Source organism: Desulfitibacter sp. BRH_c19 (genome assembly GCA_001515945.1).
In the GTDB taxonomy this organism is placed as follows: Bacteria; Bacillota; DSM-16504; order Desulfitibacterales; family Desulfitibacteraceae; genus Desulfitibacter.
Window position 1 is genome coordinate 234,379 of sequence record LOER01000016.1, and the last position, 26,109, is coordinate 260,487.

22 protein-coding genes are annotated in these 26,109 nt (G+C 34.9%); all 22 read right to left on the reverse strand.

Annotation, left to right across the window (positions count from 1 at the left end; translation table 11 throughout):
* Positions 1-6: 6 nt before the first annotated feature.
* Positions 7-639, reverse strand: a complete 633-nt coding sequence (locus APF76_04865) for a hypothetical protein (protein KUO52370.1) — start codon at positions 637-639, stop codon at positions 7-9.
* A gap of 76 nt (positions 640-715) precedes the next feature.
* The gene (locus APF76_04870) at positions 716-8,227 is read right to left on the reverse strand and encodes a hypothetical protein (GenBank protein ID KUO52371.1); all 7,512 of its coding nucleotides are present in this window, start codon (positions 8,225-8,227) and stop codon (positions 716-718) included.
* 69 nt (positions 8,228-8,296) lie between these two features.
* Positions 8,297-9,442: a hypothetical protein gene (locus APF76_04875; protein KUO52372.1), complete on the reverse strand. Its 1,146-nt coding sequence runs from the start codon at positions 9,440-9,442 to the stop codon at positions 8,297-8,299.
* 101 nt (positions 9,443-9,543) lie between these two features.
* The gene (locus APF76_04880; GenBank protein KUO52373.1) at positions 9,544-10,626 is read right to left on the reverse strand and encodes a hypothetical protein; all 1,083 of its coding nucleotides are present in this window, start codon (positions 10,624-10,626) and stop codon (positions 9,544-9,546) included.
* A gap of 59 nt (positions 10,627-10,685) precedes the next feature.
* Positions 10,686-10,997 (reverse strand): hypothetical protein, encoded by a 312-nt coding sequence (locus APF76_04885; protein ID KUO52374.1) that lies wholly within the window; start codon positions 10,995-10,997, stop codon positions 10,686-10,688.
* A 248-nt stretch (positions 10,998-11,245) separates the two neighbouring features.
* On the reverse strand, positions 11,246-12,199 hold the full coding sequence (locus APF76_04890; protein KUO52375.1) for a hypothetical protein: 954 nt from the start codon (positions 12,197-12,199) through the stop codon (positions 11,246-11,248).
* Positions 12,200-12,265: 66 nt separating this feature from the next.
* A complete protein-coding gene (locus APF76_04895; protein ID KUO52548.1) occupies positions 12,266-13,609 on the reverse strand; it encodes a hypothetical protein in 1,344 nt (447 codons plus the stop codon).
* A 122-nt stretch (positions 13,610-13,731) separates the two neighbouring features.
* The gene (locus APF76_04900; protein KUO52376.1) at positions 13,732-14,082 is read right to left on the reverse strand and encodes a hypothetical protein; all 351 of its coding nucleotides are present in this window, start codon (positions 14,080-14,082) and stop codon (positions 13,732-13,734) included.
* Positions 14,083-14,194: 112 nt separating this feature from the next.
* Complete coding sequence (locus APF76_04905) at positions 14,195-15,631, reverse strand: NADH-quinone oxidoreductase subunit N (protein KUO52377.1); 1,437 nt, start codon at positions 15,629-15,631, stop codon at positions 14,195-14,197.
* Positions 15,631-17,163 (reverse strand): NADH dehydrogenase, encoded by a 1,533-nt coding sequence (locus APF76_04910; protein ID KUO52378.1) that lies wholly within the window; start codon positions 17,161-17,163, stop codon positions 15,631-15,633. The genes APF76_04905 and APF76_04910 overlap by 1 nt, the downstream gene beginning before the upstream one ends.
* A complete protein-coding gene (locus tag APF76_04915; protein KUO52379.1) occupies positions 17,164-19,038 on the reverse strand; it encodes an NADH dehydrogenase in 1,875 nt (624 codons plus the stop codon).
* Between the two features lie 18 nt (positions 19,039-19,056).
* A complete protein-coding gene (locus tag APF76_04920; GenBank protein KUO52549.1) occupies positions 19,057-19,362 on the reverse strand; it encodes an NADH dehydrogenase in 306 nt (101 codons plus the stop codon).
* A gap of 5 nt (positions 19,363-19,367) precedes the next feature.
* Positions 19,368-19,871, reverse strand: a complete 504-nt coding sequence (locus APF76_04925) for an NADH-ubiquinone oxidoreductase (protein ID KUO52380.1) — start codon at positions 19,869-19,871, stop codon at positions 19,368-19,370.
* A gap of 13 nt (positions 19,872-19,884) precedes the next feature.
* Positions 19,885-20,286: an NADH-quinone oxidoreductase subunit I gene (locus APF76_04930; GenBank protein KUO52381.1), complete on the reverse strand. Its 402-nt coding sequence runs from the start codon at positions 20,284-20,286 to the stop codon at positions 19,885-19,887.
* A gap of 11 nt (positions 20,287-20,297) precedes the next feature.
* Positions 20,298-21,329, reverse strand: a complete 1,032-nt coding sequence (locus APF76_04935) for an NADH:ubiquinone oxidoreductase subunit H (protein ID KUO52382.1) — start codon at positions 21,327-21,329, stop codon at positions 20,298-20,300.
* Between the two features lie 25 nt (positions 21,330-21,354).
* Complete coding sequence (locus tag APF76_04940) at positions 21,355-22,470, reverse strand: NADH dehydrogenase (GenBank protein ID KUO52383.1); 1,116 nt, start codon at positions 22,468-22,470, stop codon at positions 21,355-21,357.
* A 15-nt stretch (positions 22,471-22,485) separates the two neighbouring features.
* Complete coding sequence (locus APF76_04945) at positions 22,486-22,926, reverse strand: hypothetical protein (protein KUO52384.1); 441 nt, start codon at positions 22,924-22,926, stop codon at positions 22,486-22,488.
* A gap of 1 nt (position 22,927) precedes the next feature.
* Positions 22,928-23,440 carry an NADH dehydrogenase gene (locus tag APF76_04950; GenBank protein ID KUO52385.1) on the reverse strand — a complete coding sequence of 171 codons (513 nt, stop codon included), beginning with the start codon at positions 23,438-23,440 and terminating at the stop codon, positions 22,928-22,930.
* Positions 23,431-23,787: a hypothetical protein gene (locus tag APF76_04955; GenBank protein ID KUO52386.1), complete on the reverse strand. Its 357-nt coding sequence runs from the start codon at positions 23,785-23,787 to the stop codon at positions 23,431-23,433. The genes APF76_04950 and APF76_04955 overlap by 10 nt, the downstream gene beginning before the upstream one ends.
* A 142-nt stretch (positions 23,788-23,929) precedes the next feature.
* A complete protein-coding gene (locus tag APF76_04960) occupies positions 23,930-24,544 on the reverse strand; it encodes a hypothetical protein (GenBank protein ID KUO52387.1) in 615 nt (204 codons plus the stop codon).
* The gene (locus APF76_04965) at positions 24,522-25,394 is read right to left on the reverse strand and encodes a ribosome biogenesis GTPase YlqF (protein KUO52388.1); all 873 of its coding nucleotides are present in this window, start codon (positions 25,392-25,394) and stop codon (positions 24,522-24,524) included. Before APF76_04965 ends, APF76_04960 begins: the two co-directional genes overlap by 23 nt.
* Before the next feature lie 284 nt (positions 25,395-25,678).
* On the reverse strand, positions 25,679-26,020 hold the full coding sequence (gene rplS / locus APF76_04970) for a 50S ribosomal protein L19 (GenBank protein ID KUO52389.1): 342 nt from the start codon (positions 26,018-26,020) through the stop codon (positions 25,679-25,681).
* Between the last annotated feature and the right edge of the window lie 89 nt (positions 26,021-26,109).

The window sequence follows — 26,109 nt, forward strand, 5'->3', positions numbered from 1 at the left end:
CCCTCCTTAATACAAAGTCATAAATAATTCATTTTTTCTGGCTTCTTCTAAAAGAGCCAGTTCTTCCTCTGTAACCCAGACCACAGCCCAATCTAAGCTTTGGCTTTCAGACTCTAAAACTGAAACCCCTGCCGAGTCAGTAATATCTTCAATAACAATAGAAGGTACAACAACTTCACTCGGGGAAGGATCTGAGTATCTAACCCTTACAGCTACAACATCTCCTGGCCTAACCTTCCTGGCTACAGAATTATGGTTAGATACCGGAAAAGCATATAATACTTTACCCTTATTAATTTTTTTCTCATCCCCGACAAAAAAATCGTCAATTAAATATACCCCTGCAGGTATATCCATGGTTACCTTTCTTCCCAGCAATTTCTCTATTTCAACCAAAGGTTCATTATATATATTATCAATATCCACTTTCTTGTAAATTATTGTGTCTTTGTCATATAGCATCTCTTCTGTAATAATCGTTCCTTTAGGAATATCTGAAACAACAAAAGCAACCTTAGTCATTTCTCTTTCTGTCAAGCTGGCAGATATTTCAGGTATCCGATATTTTTCGTAAAAGAAAAATAACCCAAAAATAACCAAAAAGAAAATTGCTAAATACAAATACATTCTTCTGTGCATGTGTTAACCTCCCTAAAAATACAATATGGGTCGATATCTTTATAGAATACCGACCGATAATATTAGTTTCTTAAATTTAATGGCTGACACTAGAACCTATATCCTCTCTAATATTACCTTGCAGCAACAATACATTTCCTATATTACCGCCCCAATCAGAAGATGTTGTGTTTTCATTTAGGTTGTATGCTGCACTATCTTTATAGGCAGTTATATTAAAATATACCCTGGTGCCTGACGGTGCATTAATTGGGGTAGTGTACTCTAGAACCCATAGCTGCTCATTGCTATCTAGACTGTTAAATTCCCCTTCTAATTGATACTCTCTCGCTTTAGATAAAGTATTAATGTTGATAAATCTTTTGTATTGATGCATAGGTTTTAAGTCAGAAATGGCATTATTATAACTTATATCAACATCCACATACTCCACAATATCATCAGGATTTTCTAAACCTTTGGATTTTAGCATGTAATATACGTTATATCCTGCTTTAATGTTATTTACTGGCATAGTGTTGATATATATATTTGTTCCATCTTTGAAATTGTTATTGCTATCAAAATAATAATCGTACCAGCTTATATCTCCTGTAAAAATCATTCTTAAATCTTCTACCTTCATACCTATAGTTGTTACAGTTAACTGTCTAATTTCCATATTAGGATTACTAGGGGTATGGTTTATTGCATATGCCCTAAACTGCACTATATGTGTTTGATTTTCTATTACATTAACTGTTCCATCATTTTTTACAGATGGTAAATAAAATGAGTTATTATATTCTACATCTCCTATACTCCCATTTAGCAAAATCCAGGTATTAGCTGGATAGGTTATTGATTGTGCTGTGTTTTTTACTTCAAAAGGAAATCTTACGCTAACGCTTTGTGCGTATGGACTATTAGAAGTAGATACATTAAAATCACTATCCATAGTTAATACAATATTGCTGGTCTTGTCTACTATTTTTGGAGTTAAATCTATAGGTGTATTCACCATAACTTTGTGAATATGAGTAGCGGTACTCCCATTTACTATAGTAGCTGTAATATTTAGCTCATAATAATCCTTATCTGATTTTGACACCTGCATTTCCCCTACATATAATTCTGTTTCAGAATCATATGTTAAGATTATTTCAGTATCACCTTCCAGCTTAGCTGTAACTTCTGAAATTGGTATAGGAGAAGTAACCTCTGCAGCAATCTCAATTTTCTCACTTGAAGGAACTTTTATATATCTACTGTCTTGTTGTGATCCACTTAGATTATTGTCGATATATTCCTGATTTCCTACACCAACAATATTACTGCTTAGCTCTAATGGGGTATCTACTGTTAATTCAAGAACTTCTTTTAATTCTAGTCCATAAGGATACATACCATAAACTTCAATTGGATATATACCATCTGGTAATGTCTCCAAGGTTGTTATTTTAATTTCATAGTAAAAGTTATCCGCATCTTCACCAGTTTTAGTTAATGTTACCCATTCTTCTAGGTGGTTTTTAGCTACTACTCCATTTGCATCTTTAGATACTGTAGCTTTAATTGTATATTCTTGTCCTGAATGTATTTCTCCTGGATCAAGCTCTGCTTCTAACCGAAAATCTAATACTACAAATTCTTTTGTAGTGGAATGAAAGAAACCTTCAGGACTTCCTATTGTTTGCCTTACCTCATATACTCCGTTTTCACTTATAACAGGCAAGTTTGAAGATGATACCCATTGAACTGTATCTTGAAAGTCTTTAATTATATTCCACTCATTATCACTATCAGTAACATTTTTATATTCGAGCTTGTAATTACTGATCCCATGGTTTGTTATGGTATCTTCATAATCTTCATTATAAGATAAGTTATTAACTGTTATAGGTCTTCCATCTATGAAGATATATTCACCATTATCTGTATCTACTTGTGCTGATGAAGCTAAGGTAAAATCTGAAACAGGCTCACTAGATGCATATACCGTGCCTCCATAAACCCAATCTGAAGTATCTCCTTCAAAATCAACAGCTCTAACATAAAAATCATATTGTCCTTTTTTAGTAAGCTCAGACAAAGGTACTAATGATTTATTAGCCTCTAATTCAGCACCAGTTGGATTATTGGGATCTACTGGATGATTGTAGCCACTATATATTCCATGTCCATTTTGATAATAGTTATAATGGTGTACAAAGGAGTATTCAGCATATTCTCCTTCAATAATATTAATGTTGTGTCCTATTGTTTCCCCAACTAATATTATATTAGGCAAAACAGCATATTCTATTTCTGGCATAGGCTTAGGTATATTCAAAACAATAAGCTCTGTATCCTCTTTAAATACTCTGTAATCGTCTAAATACTCACCATTTAGCCCCATACCTATAGAATAAGAATCTGTTACTTTTTGTTTAAAAATAAATTCTCCGTAGCCGAAAATCTCTAGTTCTCCATCTTCATTTGCATATAATAGGGCATCTGTTTCTTCAATTACTTGAAGGTGTTTTCTATCACCAATGTCATGAAATCCTTTCGTAGAATTGTCAATTAGTCGGAATGTTGTCATCCTATTTTCATTAGTTTCTCTAATCTGCTCTAGGCTAAATTTAGCTGTTGGACCAGCATAATCCTTTATGCTAAATATTTGACTTTGTTTGGTGTATTCATTTCCATTGGCATCTTCGACACTAACAGTAAGCCTTGGACTTTCTTCATGTGTAAATAATCTAGAAAACTTCAAATTATATACACCACTATCATTTGTACTTGATATAACAGGCAAGGCGTGTTCATTAACAGTTGGTCTAAATTTGTTGGTATTAAGACTAATATTTAAAGACGATGGATTTATTTTATGCGTACCTTCGATAATAGTTATATTGAAATCAACCCTATTGTTAATTAAAAAGTCTCCATTAGTACTAGTAACCCCTGAAATATCTACTTCTACAGTTGGTTCTATTGTTGTTTCAGGTATATTTTCTTCACCAGTTACTATTATACGGACAGGTGTAGTCTTAGATACCTTTCTATAATCAACATATGAACTAGTAGAAGGGGGAGGATTGTCCATCCTAACAAAATCTACAAGAAACTCTCCATTTCTGTTAATTGTCTCTAAAGGTTTTGATAACCAGGTGGCAATATTATTTGAAGTATTATGTTGTGCTATTCTTCCTTCAGGATATACTACATGGTTATACCTCCATCTTTCCCAAGGTTTGCTGCCAGATATTAAATGACTATCACCTTCTAAATCACTATAAAATTTATTATAAACAATATTTTCACCTTTTTTTGCGTATATTGTTAATTCATTACCAATATCCTCAAGTTCTCCTGATATAAAGTTTTCTACGCTATTAAAAGCATTATTAATGGTACTGTATGTCATAAATATACCACCAGTTGCATTTGCTAAGCTCTCTCCTGCAATTCGATTAGCTTCACTACCCATAAAAATAAATTTAGCGTTTCTATTATTTGCTAAATTAGAAAGTTCATCTATCTGATATTGGTATAAGATTATTGGCTCTTTTGTTATTGTCACAATATAATTATTTAGAGTTTCGCTTCTAAATATTGTAGTGACTAATTTATTTTTAATATCATGGTAAAAACCTATATTTGGTTTATATGTGCTCAGTAATCCTTTATCAGTATACCAGTCAGAATATCTAAAGCCCCAATACTTGCCCCCAGGTGAATAAACAGGAAAGTCTGCAACAGATGGTGAGTCCCCATCTTCACCAATCCAAGGTGTGTCCCCTGCTCCTGGAGATATATATTCTTTAGTAGCAAAATTCACTTCTGCTGATCCTTTTTGTCCAAACACATAAAACATATCATCATTAATGGGAATTATTCTACCGCTTCTTTGTTGCATTTCATGATTCAACTCAATTTCCATAGAATCATGGGTTACAAGGTCATATATAGTGGCCGAAATACGATCAGTCCTTACCAAACCAACATATTTTTCGTTATTACTCTTAAAAGGGATGGTATTTAAACGTAATGGTCGTTTACTTGAAGAACCTCTTAAATAATATGAAAAGCTCTCTCCGCTTGGAAATTTAGCACCTATATATTCAGCCCAATATCTATCATTAGTATTTCCGGTATCGCCATAATAAACTGAGCCTTGCAGAATACCGTCTATTTCACCAAACGCATAACTATCAACATCATAATGCACCCCAAATGAACTGCCATCTTCATTTATAATAAAACCTTGTCGTTCAATTATGTTGCCATTATAATTATTCCTTATTCTAACTCTCATATGCAGTACTTTTCCACCTATAGAAGCCATCTTTTCAACATAATGTGTATAGCTTCTTGAGCTATAACTGTCCCATTCTCTTAATTGATAATCATTAGCTACATTTCCTGCATAATTTAACGTTAATACCCTTGTCCTAGCTGCACGAAAAGTTTCATCTCTTTCTCTATTATCCCTATATGTTAATAATTTACTAATATATGGGGTATAAACGACAATTATTTTATCTTCAAACGCTGTAATATCTAATGATATATCACCACTAAATGAGTCAGCAAAAGCAGCCCAAGACTCTTCAACTAAATCTTCTTGATGTTGTTGTTGTTCTGATGTTAAAACTTCCTCTCCTAGAAAAGTTTTTTTGCGTACTAATTCTTCTTTACTGTCAGATATTCTAGTTTTTAATATACTTAATGTTATTTTTGCATTAGACACATACCACGGATCAGAATAATCACGATAATTATAATAAAAACCTTCCGTTACATAAGAATATACCCAACCGTCTTTTTGGGTTATATATTCTCCTTGAAATTCTAGTGAAGTAGTATTACCAGTTTTAATGTTTATTTGATTATAGGTATTATCTTTTACTATTTCAAATGCTGTTCCGTCTGAGTTTAGTTTTAAATCATTATTAAAGTCAATATTAAACTCAGTTTCAAATGACTTAATGATTCTAGAATTTATAAAATCAACAATATGAAATCTGTTATAACCCTCTTGTAGAATAAACATAGTTTCTGGTAGCCCATTTTTTTCATACTCAAGCACACTTATATAATTAGCATTATTATTATAGCCTATCGGTAAACCTTCTATTTCCTGAGATATTTTAAACAGAGGTACTAAATCTTCCCAAGATACCGCCCAATAACCTAAAGCTTCTGGATCTGCTGGTATGCCCCTACTTTGTGTAACTCGTATTACCATATATTCATCTGTGCTAAATTCAGTTATTTCTATATTTCCATCAACCCATAATTCTTTATTTGTTATAGAGCTTTTATTTATCCATTCTACCCCTGCTTTACCCATGTTAGCTTCTTTGGCTTCTGCTAAAAAATCTACAATAATATCTTCTCTGTTATTTAATCTTTCTCTTAGTGCTATTGATTGAGTAGTAGCTCCCTGAATGTCGTTTTCGCCTGTATAAAAAACAGCATCAACTTTTTCTCTTTTAATTAGATTAAAAGAAGTAACTGGTGCAATATTGGCTATCTCTACTACCTTTGTTTGCCTGTTACTTAAGAAATCACTACCTATTACATGGTCTGGAATATGATCAAATGTTTCTTCTACATAATAATCTATTTCCACCTGTCCTACTCGATTTGCTAAATTAATTTCATGTTCATCTTGATCCTCTGGTAATGCTATCCAACTTTCATTGTCTAATCTACCATCATTTTTAGTATCATACCTATACCTTAAGTTTTTCACTTCTATTATATCCCCATCAGGAGAACTATGTTTTTTAGTTATATTTATCTTAGCATTACCAGTACTGCTATCTCTGTAATTCACTTCGGGCACTATAAAATCTGCCTTTGGTGGCTTGTCCTCTAAAATTGTAAGTGTTTCACTTTTTGTGCTGCTTTTACCCCTGGTATCTTCTTGATAGACTTCAACGCTATAAATACCAGGTTGTTTGATTGTAAACTCCACTCTTTTATCAATTAGTCTTTTAGCTCTTATATTACCTGCACTAGAGCCTTGAGTAGACGTTAGTGTTTTTAATTCACTAGTTGTGGTGTTTTGTATTTTAATAACTGTTTTTGATTGATTAATAGGATAATCTATATGTGCTTTCGTGGCATGGGTACTTAATACCAACCTTCTATTTTCTTTTCTGACTCCGCTTATAGTAAAAAAAGTATCTGGAGTTTGTAGAACCTCAAATGCTTCAGTATCTAAATCCTTTTCACCTCTTGATCTAAGTGTAAATGTTCCGCTTTGCATACCTAATTCTTCAACATATATTTCTCCACCAGAATAATCTAGATCCCCTGTGTAGTTGGTTGAAAAATCATAACTATGCCTTACCAACCCCATTTCTCTGGCTTCTTTTAATGTTAATATATCGTCCCCATATTCTATATAACTTTCATCCGTAGATACTTTAAAAGGAACACCTTCCCATACGGTATTAGGAATTTCTAAATCAGCAAATAATCCTACTGGTGTGTTATCTGTAACTTCTGTTACAGCTACATTAGAAACCGCTTGTTTACTAGCTGTATCTGTTATTTCTACTCGAAAAAATCTATCACCCTCAGAAGGATAGCTTGCCGATATTTCTTCCAACCCATCAAAACTACTGTTATGCGTTAGGTTGTTAATACTACTTCCGAGATACCATTTATAATTAACTATTTTTGCTCCTGCTGAAGCTATACTGCCTTTAGCACTAACAGTAAATGTTTCATTAATAGCTGCTGTGTCAGGGGCGTTTATTACAGCTATAGGTTCGCTATCTACTGCACCTTCCTTAATAATTTCTATATTTTTTGTTTTAGTATCTGTATCCCCTGCATCATTTCTTACAAAAAGCTCAAAAGCATAATTACCTTCTCTTAACCTAATTAGTGGACTTGTATTATTCTCAATTTCATTATAATATCCATTATCCCCCGAAATAGTTAATTTTCTATACTCTATCGGGGAATTGATAGATGTTGCCCTGTCAGCATATCCTACGTCTTGATATTCATATGCCTTTGGGTTTAAGTCAAAATCTGCTATTACACCAGTTTCTAATTCTACATCCTTTTCCCATTTAGAAAGGTAGAAAAAGTATGTCCTTTCACCTTCGACTTGTTCACCCTGCCATTCTTGAGATATATCTCTCCCTTGCTCATTAGGTAAAGTAGTTATATTAGCTGTTATATATACATTTGTTCCTGAAGCAGAGAAATTTGTTACTGTATTATTTACTGCTATCCATCTACTTAAGCCTTGTAAATTATCTCTTACATTTGGGTTATAGGCACTTATTACCCTTGGATCATCAACATAACCAGCATCTATATTAATTACATCAACTAAGGTATAATCTGATAATGCACCAGGCACGTTACTGTTAAATATGTGTGTTCCAGGTTGGTTTGGCCTTGTTATTGAGCCACTTCCCTGTACCCACTCCCCTGCTGTATTTTTCCATATGTCATATGCTGTATTATGTAAAGAGTATTGTACATCAACTGCTGCTTTTACTGGTTGAGGTCTCAATGGCAGTATTATTGAAAAGACCATAAATAATAGCAAGAGCCAAACTATTTCTTTTCTGTAATTTTTAAAAAACAAGTTTTTATCTCTCCTTCCTTATAAATAAAAGCCCTTCTCGATTTATTTTCAAGAAGGGCCTTAGTTTGCCTAAAATGGATTTGGAATAACTAAAATATCTTTGGTTTCTTGATGGGCATGAAAGTAAATATAATCTATATCTGATAATTCTAAATTTCTAAAGTTACTGTCAAAATTACTGTCCCTGCTGTTTGCGATTGGGTAAAACATATATCCATTTTCCTCAGAAATGGTATTGTAATCTTCATCAATAAAACCAAATGAACGTCTTTGCCTAAAAAAATCATCATTATTTGTAATAAACCCTAAATCCATGGAAGATAAATTACCCTCAAGTAATTTAGCAAATAATACGTTACTTCTTTCAGTATCAGGTTCTATTTTAATGTCGGATATAATTATATCTAAATCAAGTAGCTCATAATGACCAATTTTTATAGGAAAATCTTCATAACTAGCAATATAAGCCTTTTCTACTTTTATATCTGACCTAAACATTTTAGGGATATTTTCGGTTGCAAATTCTATTACTGGTTTGCTTGGAAAGTCTGTCATGTCTTTAATTGCATTATCTTGGTTTTTATCATCTTGAGGTTCTTCTTCCTTTAACCCAGGTATTTGCCTTTCACTTTCATCTAACATTCTCATAACCATTGCTGAAGCTTCTGCTCTAGTAGCTTCTCCGTTATGTCTAAAAGTCCCATCTTCATAACCTGTTATAATACCCATTACATAGGCTTTAAGGACATAGTCTTTCATACCAGAAGATATTTGATTATAGTCTGCTATCTGTCCTGCATATTTCTCCATGTTAGAAGGATAGCTCTCGGTCATGGTTCGTACTATCATCCTGGCTATTTCTCCACGAGTAATATTTTTATTGTAGTTGCTAAATTCAGCGTTTTTTATAATATCCTTACTTTCAGCTTCACGAATATAATTCATACTCCAATGCTCACCTTCGGCATTACCTGGGTCTATTTCTAATGATGTAATAAGCACCTTTGTAAATTCACCGACAGTCATAGAGTTATTTGGTTTAAATGTACCGTCTGGATAACCAGATATAGAACCAATTGAAATAAGTTTTTCTATTACCCCTTTACCCCAATGATTATTTATATCTGTAAGCTTTAAATCATCAGCAAGTGCGACAATATTAAAAGATAAGAAAATAAATATCACTAATAAAATAACAAAGAACTTTTTCATCATTATAAAACACTCCTTTTGAATCTTTTGCTATTAACAATTCAATATTATACCATATATTGCTAAGTATCACCTGCCTCTGTTAACGCATGTTTTTATCCAGATCACTTATACTCTGATTTGCAAGAAACAAAGGGTAACTTAAATCTGAAGCTGCTTCTTGGCTTGTCAGGAAGAACTTCAGCTAATAATTTACTGCATTGACCCATCATAATATCTGAATATGGAGGCCATGATTCACTATTTTCCTTATTAACTATTTCTATTTTCATTTTTTTTGACATATCGTCGTTGGTGTATATCCAAGCTTTTGAAATGTCGTTAGTTTCTCTTTTCTTTCCCACTACTATATAAGTTATATTGTCTCTATTTATATTAAACCAGCTTCTTGCTCTTGAAAATCTTGATAAGGGTGGAATTACTGCAAATAATAAATCAAAATCATCTACTATTTCTTGAGGTTTTTTTTCGCTCAGATCAACCACAACATATTGCCATTTTCTAGCCTTAATAAATTCTCTTGGAGTTTCATTTCTACATACGTCTAAATATGGAAACCATGGTTTAGGTTCCGATAAATCTAAACCTGTAATAATATCCAGGCTGGGCTCTCCATTTTCTATAAGGATTGTTTTATATTTTTGATTGGCTAAAAAACATGAAATGATACAGGCTGCCATAGTTGTTCCTACACCTGGAGCAGTACCACAAACACCTATATATACTGGCCTCTGGCAGATAGCTACTTTCCTTTCAATAATCTTTTCAATAACTTTATTCTCTTTTAATTCTTTAGTGTCTGGAGATAATTCAGGATCTAACCACTTTGCTGCAACATCCAATCTGGCAGGTTCCTCTTTTAGTACTTCAGGTAGTTTCTTAATATCAGTTATAACATCATATACGCCTGCCTGTACCACTCTTGCAACTTCAGCATTCCCAGGAAAAGTATCTTCTGCTAATAGTATTATTCTGGTATCAGGCCTGTTTAATCGGTATCTTAATACTGCTGCCCCTAAACCTGGACCTGTGTTTATATCTAGTATCAAAACATCTATTGGAACCCTACTTGCTTCTGTTATTAAATTTGGGCCCTGACCAGAATTCACCAATTCAACCTGAAAATCTGTTTCATGAAATTCTTTTAATAAACTTTGCGATTCCGCTTCTAAAATAACGTAGATCATAAAATCACCCCAATAAAAAAGTCATGCTGCCTAGATGGAGCATGACAATTAAAATCCAGTTATCCTTCAAAATAATCTTCTATTGCTCTTCTGATGATAGCCGACCTTGAAATATTAAATTCTTTTACCAGTAAGCATATTTTATCGAAAATATCTTTATTGAGACTAATTACTGTCTTTTTCTTTAGTATTTCTTCCAGTTTAGAAGTTATTATTAAAGTATCAAGCCATTGCTTTTTGTTCAACATTTGTGTTAAAATTTTCCTAACAAGGACAGCGATTTTAATATTGTTTTTTTTGGCCTCGTCTTTTAGTAAATTATAGTGCTTTTCAGTAAGGCCATATCCTGTTTGATATTTAAGATCTTCCATCTCGCTATAGAAATGTTCGGTAAAATATAGTGTATTTAATGGTTGGCCGTCTTTCCCACTACCTCAAAAACTGGTAAACCTGATGAAACATCCACTTCTACCTGTATAGGATAACTCTCTAAACCTAACAAGGAACAGCTATTTACAACTGCAAGCATAATATATACTCCTTTAGAAAAATATAGGAAAATATCGATTATAGTCTAATTCTGCCTATTTCTATATTTTTCCTGCTAAAAGATGGAAAATTATTGATGGAAATCTCCCATAGCTAACGCAGCTGCCCCAATCACTCCAGTTTTATCGTCTAAAGATGCTCGTTGTATCCTTACATTGCCTGCAGGACCATAAGCCAATTCTTGGACCTTATTTCGAACCCTTTCAAAAAGCAAATCACCCACTTTTGATACTCCTCCGCCAATGATTATTCTTTCGGGGTTAATAATATTTACAAGATTTGCGATTCCAAGGCCTAAATAATCCATGGCTTTATCTGTAATTTCAATTGAGATTTTATCACCCATTTGTCTAGCCTTAAACACATGTTCAGCCTTAATGTCATTTAGATTAACCAGTTCTGTAACAAAGCTTTTTTCCCCCAAGGAAATTCGATCAATAAGAGCCTGAGCGATTGCACTACCCGAACTTATAGTTTCCCAGCAACCTTTACTACCACAATTACACTTCCTCCCATTAAATTCAAGAACCATATGCCCTATTTCACCTGCAGATCCCCATACCCCATTTAAGATATTACCATTCACAATAATCCCCCCACCTATACCAGTACTTACTGTTATATAAATCATATGCTTAACACCCATGCCACTTCCAAAAAAGTGTTCTCCTAATGCTGCAGCATTTGCATCATTATTTATGGCTACCGGGATATTATAATATGATTGAAAGTAATCTCTAACAGGAAAATTGGTCCATCCTGGTAAATTGGTAAGAAAGTATATCATTCCATGAGATTGATCAACTGCCCCAGGAACACCAATACCTAATCCTGAAATTTCCTTACTTCTTAGACCCGCTGTACTTAGTACTTCATCTAAGAGATCACACATTCTTTTCAAAACCTTATTTGATCCATCTTCTGCTTTTGTCAAAACACGGCTAGAACTTAATATATTTCCTTTTTTATCTACAACTGCAGCTTCAATCTTTGTTCCACCTAAATCTAATCCCAAAAAATACATTGTTCCACACCCTTATTAACATAATAATCCTGAAAACATCTGGGTTAACTTGACAATTAAGCCTTTTTAGTAAGCTAATTCTACTCCGGTTATTTCTGATGTTTCTTTTGTAAGGGCAATTAAGTCTTTTTTGTCTATTTCTTTTATTGCTGTTTTACCTAGTGCTCTAACCCCTTCTTCCATTTCTAAGGTGCAAGATATTAAAAATTTAAACAAGCTTTTTGCCCCCTTGTTTATACTTAGCTGTTTTTTAAATACTCCTGTATTCCAAACTACCTGGGTTGGAGGTTCAAAGGGCATTGCTTGAAACACTTGGTTGTGTGATACCGCAAACAAAGCTGATGTTCCTATGCAAATTGCACTTGCCCCTAGGGCAAGTGCCTTTAAATAATCCCCAGGGGTATTTAGTCCTCCAGAAATAAGCAAGCTTACTTGGCCTTTAAGCCCACTCTTTTCTATTAACTGTGCAGCCCTGCTGAGTGCATATAGGGTGGGCAGTCCAAAATCATCCTGTAGAATGGGTGGTCCACCATTTGTTCCAGACTGAGCTCCATTTACGTTTATAAAATCTACTCCAGCATTTATCGCTACTTCTATATCTTTTTCTAAATACTTACCAGCCCCAATTTTGCACCCTACAGGAATACCACCGGTTACCTCCTTTATTGCATCAACTACGCTTTTTAACGTACTGCCATTTTTTATTTCTGGTAGTATAGCATTTATAGTAGCATCCTCATTTTTCTTTAAACCCATGACTTGACGCGATTTTTTATCCAAGTCCTTTGACTTTACTGAATGGGATGTTCCGGCTAAGGCTCCTTGCCCAATTTGTATTTCGATCATATCAGCCATCTTCAACGTTTTCTTATCCTTTGCCCAGTTTCCCCTGGGGTATTGTAAAATTAAGTATTTAGCTGCTTTTCTTTCTGATAAAAGCATGCCTGCTTCTCCAGTATTAGTTGCAGTACCTGCCATTGCTGTACCTTTTGCAATAGCAACCTTTGTCTTTTCAGATAAAGCTGTTCCAAATGCCATGCCGTCTACAATTATTGGAATATCAATTACTAAAGGTTTTGCAGCTTTTGGACCAACCATAACAGTAGTATCTATATTAATATTTTTTTCAGTAGGTAGCTGATCTAATTGTGCTATATTAAACATTAATTCATCAAAATGTAGAAATTTTCTAGGACTTCCTAAGGGTCTTTTAATCAGCTTGCCCTCCTCCGCCCTCATGCTATTTTCAACTATATTTTGAAAACCAACCCTTTTAGTTGCTGAAAAAAACTCCATTAAATTTCTATCATAGGGTTCTGCCATTAGGATTTTAGTAATATTATTAATGGTCCGTTTTATGCCATATCTCCCTAACCAAACTGCACCTATACCCGCCACTATAATACCCATAGTTCCTAATCCAAGCAGCTTATATAAGCTTTCTATTTCTGTAGCTGAATTTTTTTTCACATAGATCACTCCAATTAAAATTGTTACTGATATTATGTGAATAAGTACTTATATTAATTAATTTAAAATGCATCTTGGATTATCTCACAAACATATTGATCGCTATTTTTTTTTATAGATACGACGTCAAATCTACAGTCTTTGTTAAAAATTCTATTTGCCTGTAAATAATAGGTTGCAACTCTTCTGATTTTCTTTTGCTTCTGGGTAGACACGCTCTCATAGGGTAATCCATATTTAAAATTTCGTCTTGTTTTCACCTCAACAAACACAATATAGTTATCCTTTTGTGCAATAATATCTATTTCACCCATCTTACAACGATAATTTAATGTGATAATTTCATAACCCATATTTTCTAAAAATTTTTGTGCAGCAAGTTCACCTCTTCTACCTGTTTCATAGTTATTCATTCTACCACTCCCATAACATATTTAGCCTTCAATACTAAAAGTATGTAAGAAAGAAAAAGTCCTAGGAGAATTATATAACACTCCTAGGACTTTGGCATAACTAATCTTGTTTTTAATTAATAAACAAGGAATTTGCAGCTTGTACAGCTAAATCAAGAAGCGGTGTAAAGTAAATTCCTAGAAACAGGCTTACTGCCATACAAATAACCAAAGCTGTTTTTAAGCCAGATGATACTTTTATAGCTTCTGCATTTTCCTCTGCCTTACCAATATACATAACCTTGACCACAATCAAGTAGTAATAAACTGAAACCATACTCATGATAATGCCTATGAAAGCCAGCCATACATATCCAGCATCAATAATAGCAGTGAAGAGAAGTAGTTTCCCTACAAACCCCGCTAAAGGTGGTAATCCTGCCAAGGATATTAGACATACGAACATGGCTGCAGCCAACAGAGGAGATCTAGTAGCCAAGCCCGAATAATCCTTAATCTCATGGGATCCCATTTTATTGTAAAAGGCTGTTACTACGGCAAATGCACCAACATTAGCAAAAACATAGGTCATTGCATAGAACGATAGTGCTGCAATACCTAGCTCACTAAAGGCCACTAAACCAAGCAAAATATAACCAGCTTGAGCAATACTTGAGTATGCTAACATTCGCTTAATATTTGTCTGCGGGATTGCTACTAGGTTACCAAAAACCATAGTCAGTACTGCTAAAGCTGTAATTACTACAATCCAAAGGCCTGCTAAGTCTGGTAGAGCTATTACAAATATCCTAACTAATACTGCAAACGCAGCTGCCTTAGATGCTACTGCTAGGAATGCTGTAACAGGTGTAGGCGCTCCTTCATAAATATCTGGCGACCACATATGAAAGGGAACGGCTGAAATCTTAAATGCCAACCCAGAAAGGGTAAAGATCATTCCCAATACTAATAATGGTTGAACTCCATTAGTTGCTATAGCTCCTACCATATCCTCGATAAGAGTGGTGCCTGTCGCACCGTAAAGTAAACTCATACCATATAACAATACACCAGATGACATGGCACCTAATATCAAGTACTTCAAACCAGCCTCTGTGCTTGTTGGTTTGTTCTTTAAAAAGGCTGTAAGAACAATAAAGGAGATTGTCATCAATTCTAATCCTACATAAAAGGTAACAAGATCACCAGCAGAAACCATCGTCATCATACCAAGAGTGATGAATACTATTAGAGAATAATACTCTGACTGGTAATAACCTAACTTTCCAACGTATTCAAAGGAGACTAACACTACAAGAATAGCAGCGCTTAGTACTAATTGTTTAAAGAAGGTTGCATAAGAATCAATAATGTACATTCCTTCTAAAACTCTTTCATTTGTTCCTTGAAACATAATTGTTGAAAGCAATACCATTATTAAACCAGCTAACGCAATATAGCCAAAACCCTTTGTTTCAGTTTTCGGCACTAACAGACCTAAGACCAAAAGTAGTAACCCAACAGCTCCTGCAATCAATTCAGGTGTTAATAGATAAACATTCATTCCCATTAGAATATCCCCCTTATAGCAGCCGCGGCTTGAATTTTTTCTACCAGGGGTTCGACTCCAGTATTGATCAAGTCAACTAGGGGAGCAGGATATAGACCAAACAAGATAAGAGTACCAATTAATACAACCATTGGAACCAATTGAATACCCTTTGCATCATCTAGATGATCCCATTCTTCTTTTCTTGGTCCAAAGAAGGTGAATTGAACAACCCGTAAAACATACGTAGCTGTAATTACAATTCCTAAAATACCTAGTATCGCAAGGAACCTAAAAGGAATAAATCCTAGAATAACCTGATCAACAGAAAAAGCACCAAGGAATATTAAGAATTCTGCCACAAAGTTATTTAACCCAGGGAGTCCTAACGATGCCAAACCGGCTATCACAAAACCAGCAGCAATCCTTGGCATTTGATGTGCTAAACCACCAAAGCGTGCAATTTCCCTGGTATGAGCCCCATGATAAATATGACCCACCAATGCAAAGAAGAGAGCTGTCATTATACCATGTGCAAACATTTGTGTTACAGCACCATCTAGGCTTAAAGTATTTAGTGAGGCTATACCTAATAAAACATAACCCATGTGGCTAACACTTGAATATCCTATAACAAACTTCAAATCCTTCTGTACCATGGCAACCAGAGCACCATAGACAACGTTAACTATACACAATAAGGCTATCACCGGGGCCCAGTACTTGGCTCCTTCAGGATAATAGAATAGTCCTATCCTTATTAAACCATACCCACCAAGTTTCATAATAACACCCGCGTGAAGCATACTTACTGCGGTCGGTGCTGCAACGTGACCATCTGGTGACCATGTGTGAAAAGGCCACATGGGAACCAGAAACCCGAAACCAACGAGCATTAGTAAAAACGCAAACTTCTGAAAAGCAATGTCATATGTTACAGTTCCTAGTGCTACCATATCTAAAGTAATGAACCCAAGATGTTCAGGAGCTGAAGCATATAAGAAGGTTGCTATTATAGCTATCAAGGCAAAAACGCTACCAATTAACAGATACAAAGTCAACTTCATTGCAGCATATTCTTTTCTTGTACTTCCCCAAAGTCCAATAAGCACGTACATAGGAATTAAAGCTACTTCAAAGAAGAAATAGAAGAAGAACAAATCCATTGAAATAAATACACCAAATACACCAGTAGTTAGAATTAAGAGAAATATAAAGAACTCTTTAATTCTACTATGCATATCCCATGAAGCAAAAACACCGGTGAATATAACTAAACTTGTTAATAGTACCATTGGCAAACTTAAACCATCGACACCGACAGTATAGCTTATTCCAAGGTAATCAACCCACGGAATACTCTGAACAAATTGCATTCCTCCTAGATCTTTGTCGTACAAAACAAACAATGAAATAGCAAGAATTAATGATACTGCAGCTGAAACTGCAGCTGTAATTTTTATAAGTTTCTCTTCTTTTTCAGGTATCAAGAGGATTACTAAAGCTCCAATTACCGGTGCTAGCATTATCACAGACAAAACTGGAAAGTTCATTTATATCCCCCCTAGCACTGGTATTGCCATCCATATTACCAGCAATATTACAGCAATAAATATTACTAAAGCATAGTTTTGCATGCTACCAGTTTGTATAAACCTCATTTTAGCCCCTGCAGCTCTAATACTATCTGATATGCCATGGGCTGTACCGTCGACTAAATTTCTGTCACTCCAGTTAAAGGCACTTGAGATTACTAATACAACTTTATCAAAGAACCATTGATATATCTCATCAATGTAGTATTTGTTTTCAAGTAATATATAAATAGGCTTGAATGTTTCTTTGATTTTTTCTGCTGATATAACCTTTTTGTAGTAGATAAGCCAAGCCAATAATATTCCTGATAAAGCAACACTTGTAGATACAACCATTACCATTAAATCTGGTACTGGATGATGCAACTCTCCATAATATACAAAAGCCCAGAATGCTTTTTCTAAGAATGGTGCACCGATAAATCCAGCCACAACTGAGAGTACTGCTAAAATAATTAGAGGAACTGTCATTGTTGCGGGAGACTCATGGGCTTCATGTTCCGCATTCGATTCTCCAAAAAAAGCTACAAATATTAATCTAAACATATAAAATGCTGTTAAAAATGCGACAAATGTAGCCATTATATAGAGACCTGTAAAACCAGCATCTCTTGTAACAAGTAATATCTCGTCCTTACTCCAAAAGCCTGCTAGCGGAAAAATACCAGCTAATGATAAAGCACCTATTACAAAAGTCCAGGTAGTAATTGGCATCTTCTTACTCAGTCCACCCATTTTCCATATACTATTGGTATGAACAGCATGAATTACGCTACCAGCACCCAAGAACAGTAAGGCTTTAAAGAAAGCGTGTGTAGTAAGGTGGAACATACCTGCAGTAACACTTCCAACACCTAAGACCATTACCATATAACCCAACTGGCTTAGAGTTGAAAAGGCTAGTATCCTTTTTATATCTGAATTTACTAAAGCTATAGAAGCTGCGAATATGGCAGTAAAACCACCAACATAAGCTATAATTAATAGTGTAAGATCAGAGTGTGCAAATAAGACAAACTGACGAGAGATCAGATAAACACCAGCAGCAACCATTGTAGCTGCATGGATTAAGGCACTTACTGGAGTTGGACCTTCCATTGCATCAGGTAGCCAAACATGTAATGGAAACTGAGCAGATTTCCCAACTGGTCCAATGAATACCAGTATTGCTGCAACAGTTAGCATTACAGTATTAGCTTGAGCTGGTATTGCACTCGCAAGCTCTCCAAAGTTAAAGGTTCCAAACATTAAAAATAGATAAAAGAAACCTAGTAGAAAACCAAAATCCCCCACTCTATTTGCAACAAATGCTTTTTTGTTTGCTTGGACTGCGGAATGCCTTCCAAAATAGTATCCAATTAACAAGTATGAACTTAGACCCACCAGTTCCCAGAAAAAGAATATCTGGAAATAGTTGTTTGCTACTACTAGTCCTAACATTGATGCTGCAAAAAAGGAAAGGTAACTAAAATACCTTGAATACCCCGGATCTCCTTCCATATAGCCAATAGAATATATATCCACCAGTAGAGCTATAGTACAAACCACAATCAACATAACAGCTGTAAGTGGGTCTACAAGTATTCCTGCCTCTATGGTAACTCCTGGAAGTGATAACCAGTTTACTGCATACTCCACAGGGTTTTCCATGGTTACTCCAAGTCGCAATACTTCTATTGCTATTCCTATAGATATAATTAGACAGGTAGCCATTATGCCTGTAGCTACAAGAGCACTTAACATTTTAAATCTTTTTGTAAGAAATGATATGACAACAAAGCCTAGTAAAGGCAATATTGGCAAAAGCCAAGCTATTTCTATCAACCTTCTCACCTACCTTTCAGTTAACATCTACCATTTCAACCAATCAATATCGTCTACATTAGTAACCAGACGTTCTCTGTAAATCTTCATTATAATTGCTAAACCTACTGCAACCTCAGAGGCAGCTACAACAATAACAAAAATAGCGAATACAAAACCCATAGCTACATCGGCGTTTAAAAACCTATTGAAGGCAACCATGTTAATGTTGACAGCATTTAACATTAGCTCAACACCCATTAAAACAGCAATAGCATTTTTTTTAGCAACTGCTCCATAAAACCCGATTGTAAAAACCAAAGCAGCAAGAATTAAGTAGTGCTCTAAACCTATACCTGTCACTGTTCTTTATTCCCTCCTCTCGCTAACATTACTGCTCCTACCATAGCAACTAAAAGCAGAATTGCAGCACTTTCAAAGGGAATAACAAAATTTCCGAACAAATCTATGGCTATAAGCCTTATAACACTTCCCATTTCTCCTGTAACTGCAGGCAAATCACTCAAAGAAATCATGTATACTGTAACTGCTAAAAATGCAACGCTTACAAACAAGCCTAGATACTTATACTGGTTAAATAAGTTAGTATCCCTCATATCTCCTCTTTTTGTAAGCATGATACCAAATACTAACAGGATAGCAATTGCTCCAGCATAGACTAAAATCTGCACAGCAGCAATAAAGTCTACCCCTAATAGTGCATATACGCCAGCTACAGCAATGAAGCTAACTACTAAAAACAAGGCACTATGAACAATATTTTTAGAAAGAACAACGGCTAGAGCTGAACCAATAACAACTGCCGAAATAAGCCAAAAAATCGCTGGTGAAACTTCCAACATTTACCTCACTCCCTTACACCTTAGAATGACCTTCTCCGCTTTTGTTTAAGAAGTCATATACTGTAGCTTCTCTTTTGTAACATGACAACTCAAAATCAGAAGAAGAATTCAATGCATCTGTGGGGCATGCTTCTATACATAAACCACAAAAAAGACAATAACCTAACTCCATTTTAAACTCTGTTACATGCTTTTTCTTATCTTCTCCCCGTTCACTATTAATTTCAATTACTTGGTTGGGACAAGATTTAGCACACATACCACAGGCTATACATTTGTCCATAGAAAAATTAAAAAATCCATGAGATCTAGGAGGCAAATTCGGTTTTACCTCTGGATATTGTTGCGTTATAGCTTTACCAAAAAGATGTTTTAATGTAATTGAAAGTCCTGTTAATAAACCTTTACCGTACACCTAATCACCCCCTAAAACCACTGGATAACCTTGATTACTACTCCAGTAATCACGATATTTATAATTGATAATGGCAAGAGCACTTTCCAGTTAAAATTCATCAAATGATCCACTCTAATTCTTGGAAATGTCCATCTTAGCCACATAATTACAGTTATTACTAAATACATTTTTATAAATACCCACAGCCATGATGGAAGCAGAGGACCTTGCCAGCCGCCTAAGAAAACTGTTACTATAACAACCGACATAGCAACCATATTAGCATATTCAGCTAGAAAAAATAATGCAAATCTCATACCACTAAACTCAGTATATGGCCCAGCTACTATCTCCTGCTCACCCTCTGGTAAATCAAAGGGTGCCCGATTTAGTTCGGCTAAAGCTGCTATAAAGAATATTAAAAATGCAAGTGGTTGCAGAACTATAAACCACGCATTTTGCTGTGCAACTACGATTTCTGACATCCTTAAGGACCCGGTTATCATAACAACACCTAGAAGTGAAAAAACTAAAGGTATTTCATAGCTAATCATCTGTGCTACGGTCCTCATCCCACCAAGTAGTGAGTATTTATTGTTAGATCCCCATCCTGCCATAACAAATGCCATCACACTAGTAGAAGCAATCGCGATAAAATAAAATATACCAATGTTTAAGTCTACAGCTATCATATTTTCACCAAAAGGTACAACAGCAAATATCATCATAGTTGGAATAAATATAGCAACTGGAGCTAAACGAAATAGCCATTTATCAGCACAGTCTGGAACAATATCTTCCTTTCCAAGAAGCTTTATTACATCCAATGTTGTTTGAAAAAAACCTCTCGGGCCAACCCTATTTGGTCCAAGTCTTTGTTGAATATAGGCACTAAGTTTTCTTTCAAGATAAACCAGATATAAAACATTTAACAGTAAAAATGTTAATATACTAATGGCCTGGATACTAACCATAATCATATCAACTGCTAGTGGACTTAAGCCTAATCCTGCTAAAAAGTCCCTAATTATTGAAGCTAAATTAACAAATATATTTTCCATATTTAATCTCCCCTGCATTAAAGATTTACCTATCCACCTCTCCAAGAACAATATCTATGGAGGCAAGGATAGCAATTAAATCCTGTAGATAACCTCCCTTTGCCATTTCAGGAAAAGCCCCGAGCGAAACAAAGGATGGTGCATGAATATGCAATCTGTAAGGACTAGCTGAGCCGTCACTTATCAAATAGAAACCTAACCAACCCTTTGCACCTTCTATATGAGAATATACTTCTCCTTTTGGAGGTTTGATAACTTTTGGGACCTTTGTCATTATAGGACCATCCGGCATTTGAGCAATAGCCTGCTTTATAATCTTCACGGACTCTCTCATTTCTTCCATTCTCACTATATACCGATCATAACAATCTCCCTGCTTACCAACAGGAATTTCAAAATCAAATTGATCGTAAACGCTATATGGTATCTCTTTGCGCAAATCATACTTTAATCCAGCAGCCCTTAAATTTGCACCACCTAAACCATAATTGATTGTAGTTTCGATATCCATTTTACCTACATTCTTTGCCCTGGCTTGAAAAATCTCATTGCCTGTTACTATGCCATCATACTCATGAAAACACCTTGGTAAATCTTCTAGTAGCTTTTCTAAAGCTGGTAAAAACTCAGGTGGAAACTCACTAGGCATTCCACCAATTCTCATTGAGTTCAAGGTCATTCTAGAACCTGTATACATCTCGAATAGATCAAGTATCCTTTCCCTATCCCTAAACATATACATCCAGGCAGAGAAACCATTTAAATCAAGAGCAAAGCTAGCAACATAAACAAGGTGATTGGCAATTCTTTGTAACTCACCAAGTATAACTCTCATATACTCTGCTCGTTTAGGAACTTCAAGCTCCATCAGCTTTTCAACAACCCCAACATATGCCCAATTGTTTAAAGCTGGAGCAAGATAGTCCAATCTATCTGTATAAGGGATGAACTGGGTATAGGTCCTGTTCTCAGCAATTTTTTCTACACCCCTGTGCAAATAGCCCATTACATTTTCTACATCTGTAACTGTCTCGCCATCAAGTGTCAAAATAGCCCGATAAACACCATGGGTACTCGGGTGTTGGGGTCCCATGTTTAACGTAAACTCTTGTGTGGTTATATTACATTCTTCTTTTAACATAATTGATACCTCACTTTATTTTAAACCCCTGTCTCTCATTGAAAAATCCTTCCTTAATGGATGTCCTTCAAATTCATCAGGACACAAAACTCTCTTTAAATTTGGATGTCCTTCATATTTTACTCCCATTAAGTCAAATGATTCCCTTTCTTGCAAATCTGCACCCTTATAGATATTAACAAGAGACGGTATTACTGGTTTGTCCTTTTCTAAATTAACCTTGATCCTAATAATAAGTTTTTCATCTAAATTCATAAAATGATATACGGCTTGGATATATTCATCATATTCTACTGCTGTAATGTCTATCATAAAGTTAAAACCAAATACAGCTTTTAAATCAGAAACTATATCTAGAAGGTTGTCTTTTTCTACCATAAATGTATGGTAATCTAAACCCTCAACTACTTCTACCTTGTCAGCAAACTTTTGACTAATACTATTTAAAATCTCCATATTACTTCCCCTTCACTACTTCAGGATGTATGACTTTTCTCCTAAGCTCTAACAGACCGTGGAAAAGTGCCTCAGGTCTTGGAGGACATCCTGGCACATAAACATCGACAGGCAAAAAAGTATCTGCACCATCAACCACATTATATGAGCCTGCAAAAGGTCCTCCAGAGATAGCACAGCTTCCCATTGCTATTACGTATTTAGGCTCAGGCATTTGATCATATATTCTTTTTACTAATGGTTCCATCTTTTTAGTAATGGTTCCTGCAACAATCATTAAATCTGCATGCCTTGGGGATGGCCTAAAAACTTCATACCCAAATCTAGCAATATCATATCTAGCTCCACCAGCAGCCATCATCTCAATAGCACAACATGCTAATCCCATAGTTACTGGCCAAAAAGAATGTGCTCTAGCATAATCAAGAACCTTATCAACAGAAGTTAATATAATATTCTTTTTTATAAACTCTTCAGGAGACTCTTCTTTCGTTTTATTATTATTTATTTCCATTCTAACGCTCCTTCCTTCCATTCATACCAAAGACCTACCACTAAAATAATCAGAAAGATCCCCACTGCTATTAGGGCTGGAGCTCCAAATTCTTTAAACATTACAGCAAATGGGTATAGGAAAACTGTTTCCACATCAAATACTAAAAATACAAGGGCATATAAAAAATAGCTAATCTTAAACTGGACCCAAGTAGGCCCTTGCGTATCAACACCACATTCATAAGTGCACAACTTTTCAGGTGAAGGGTTTTTGGGCCTTACCAGCCAGGCAGTAGAAAGTACTACAATTGCAAATCCCCCACCTAATACCAAGAAAACAAGAACTGAGTAAAATTCCTGAATCAATAGATAACCTCCTTCCAGTAATAATGTAAAAATAGGCACAATCTTTTCATTTCTATAAAAATACCTAGATTCCTCCTTGAAATTAGCAACTTTATACCCAAATTTTTCTAGCAGTTTTTACTATCCTTCGCGTATCAAGATATTATGAAACCCCTCGAAAAGAAAAACGATGTTCATCACAAGGCCCATGAATATTCAAACATTCATAATGGCACCTAGTTGGGTATCCTTTATTTTTAGAAAACCCATAAACCGGATATAATTCATGAAGGTTAACCATATATTTATCCCTGGCTTGTTTAGCCAAAATACTAGCAGCCGCTATCGCTGCACTAGTCGCATCTCCTTTTATAATTCCGTAATGCTCTACTGAGAAATAATTAATTTTTAATGCATCAATCAGCAGAAGTTGTGGTTTAATTTTTAGCAATTGATAAGAAATAATCATTGCCATTTTAGTAGCTTCTAATATGTTTATTCTGTCAATTAACTGGGGGGGACAAAAGGCTACTGACCAATCAATGGCAGCCTTCTTAATCTCTGGTTCAAGCTTTTCTCTTTGGTTGGCTGTTAGCTTTTTGGAGTCATTTAAACCATCAAGTTCGTAACCCTTAGGTAGAATGACACAAGCAGCAGCTACAGGACCTGCCAGAGGACCCCTTCCAGCTTCATCTATTCCACCAAGAAGATCTACCTTTTCCCTATAATAAGTTTTATCAAACTTAAACATTTTTTTATTGCACTTCATCTCCGCCACTATTTCTCAGCTCCTCAGGTGCTTCTAAGCTAATTCTGCCTAGTCTTCCACCTCTAAAGTCTTTTATAATAGTTTCACTAGCTTGACGTAGATCCACATCACCACCTCTAAGTAAAAATCCTCTAACCTTACCTATCTGCTCAATAATTTTAAATGGATCAACGGGCAGTTCTTCCAGATTGTACCTTACCATTAAAGCCTTAGGATAATTGACAGCAAGGAATTTTGTTAAAGAATAGACAACATCCTCAACGTCAAAAGCTTTTGGCCCTATAGAATTTACATATGCTAAATGCAACCCAGTTTCTTCATCATCAAATTTTGGCCATAGTATACCTGGTGTATCAAGGAGTTGTATATTTGCCCTTATTTTTATCCATTGGTTGCCCTTTGTCACACCCGGTTTATTACCTGTTTTTGCTGTACTTCTTCCTACAAGGGTATTAATAAACATAGACTTACCAACATTGGGTATTCCAACAACCATTGCCCTAACGGGTCTCTTAATATTGAGTCTTCTTGCAACACTATCTGTTATAGGAGTTTGTTCAATGAGACTTAAGATATGTGTAATTCCTTTTTTTGACAGGGAGTCTACTGCTGCGGCCTTGATTCCATTATCCTTGAAGTTTTCAATCCATTTTTTAGTTATATTTTGATTAGCAAGGTCTTCCTTGTTTAATACAATTATTTTGTGTTTGTTGCCTATAAGTTCACCCAGCATAGGATTTTGACTAGAAATAGGTATCCTAGCATCTAAGAGTTCAACTACAATATCTACCATCTTCATATTTTCTTGCAAGATTTTTTTCGCCTTCGTCATATGACCCGGATACCATTGTACAATCAATTAATCACCTGCTTTACCTGTGTATGGTAATTAGTATTAACTTAATTATGCTTAACTATTTATTTAATAGGTTCGACCTGTGTATAAGTTGTTTTTATATAAATCATTTAATTATATTATTAATACAAGAATACAGACTTTTATGTTTTTTTGCAACTATTTGATGCTAAAATAATAACAAAAGTGCTTATATATAGAAAATAGCACTTTTTTAGACTTTTTTTATATTATTACAATATAATGTTTATTGTCATTGCTCAAAAAAGGACTGATATATCAGCCCTTTATCTTTTTTCTTTAATTTTAGCTCTCTTACCTACTCTATCTCTCAAATAATATAGCTTAGCTCTGCGAACCTTACCCCTTCTAATCACCTCAATTTTTTCTATTTTAGGTGAATGTAGTGGAAATGTTCTTTCAACAGCTACTCCATAAGACATCCTTCTTACTGTAAAAGTTTCTCGCAATCCTGTTCCTTGTCTCTTTAAAATAGCTCCTTCGAAAATCTGAATTCTTTCTCTAGTACCTTCAACAACCTTAACGTGTACTTTTACAGTATCCCCAGCATTAAACCTTGGAAGATCCTTTTTTAGTTGTTCAGTTTCTACTACCTTTAATACATCCATATTTATGTGCCTCCTTCCTTTATGGCGGATTATTTATTAATTAAAATTTGCACAACTATGATTATAACAAAGTATTTATTTATTTACAA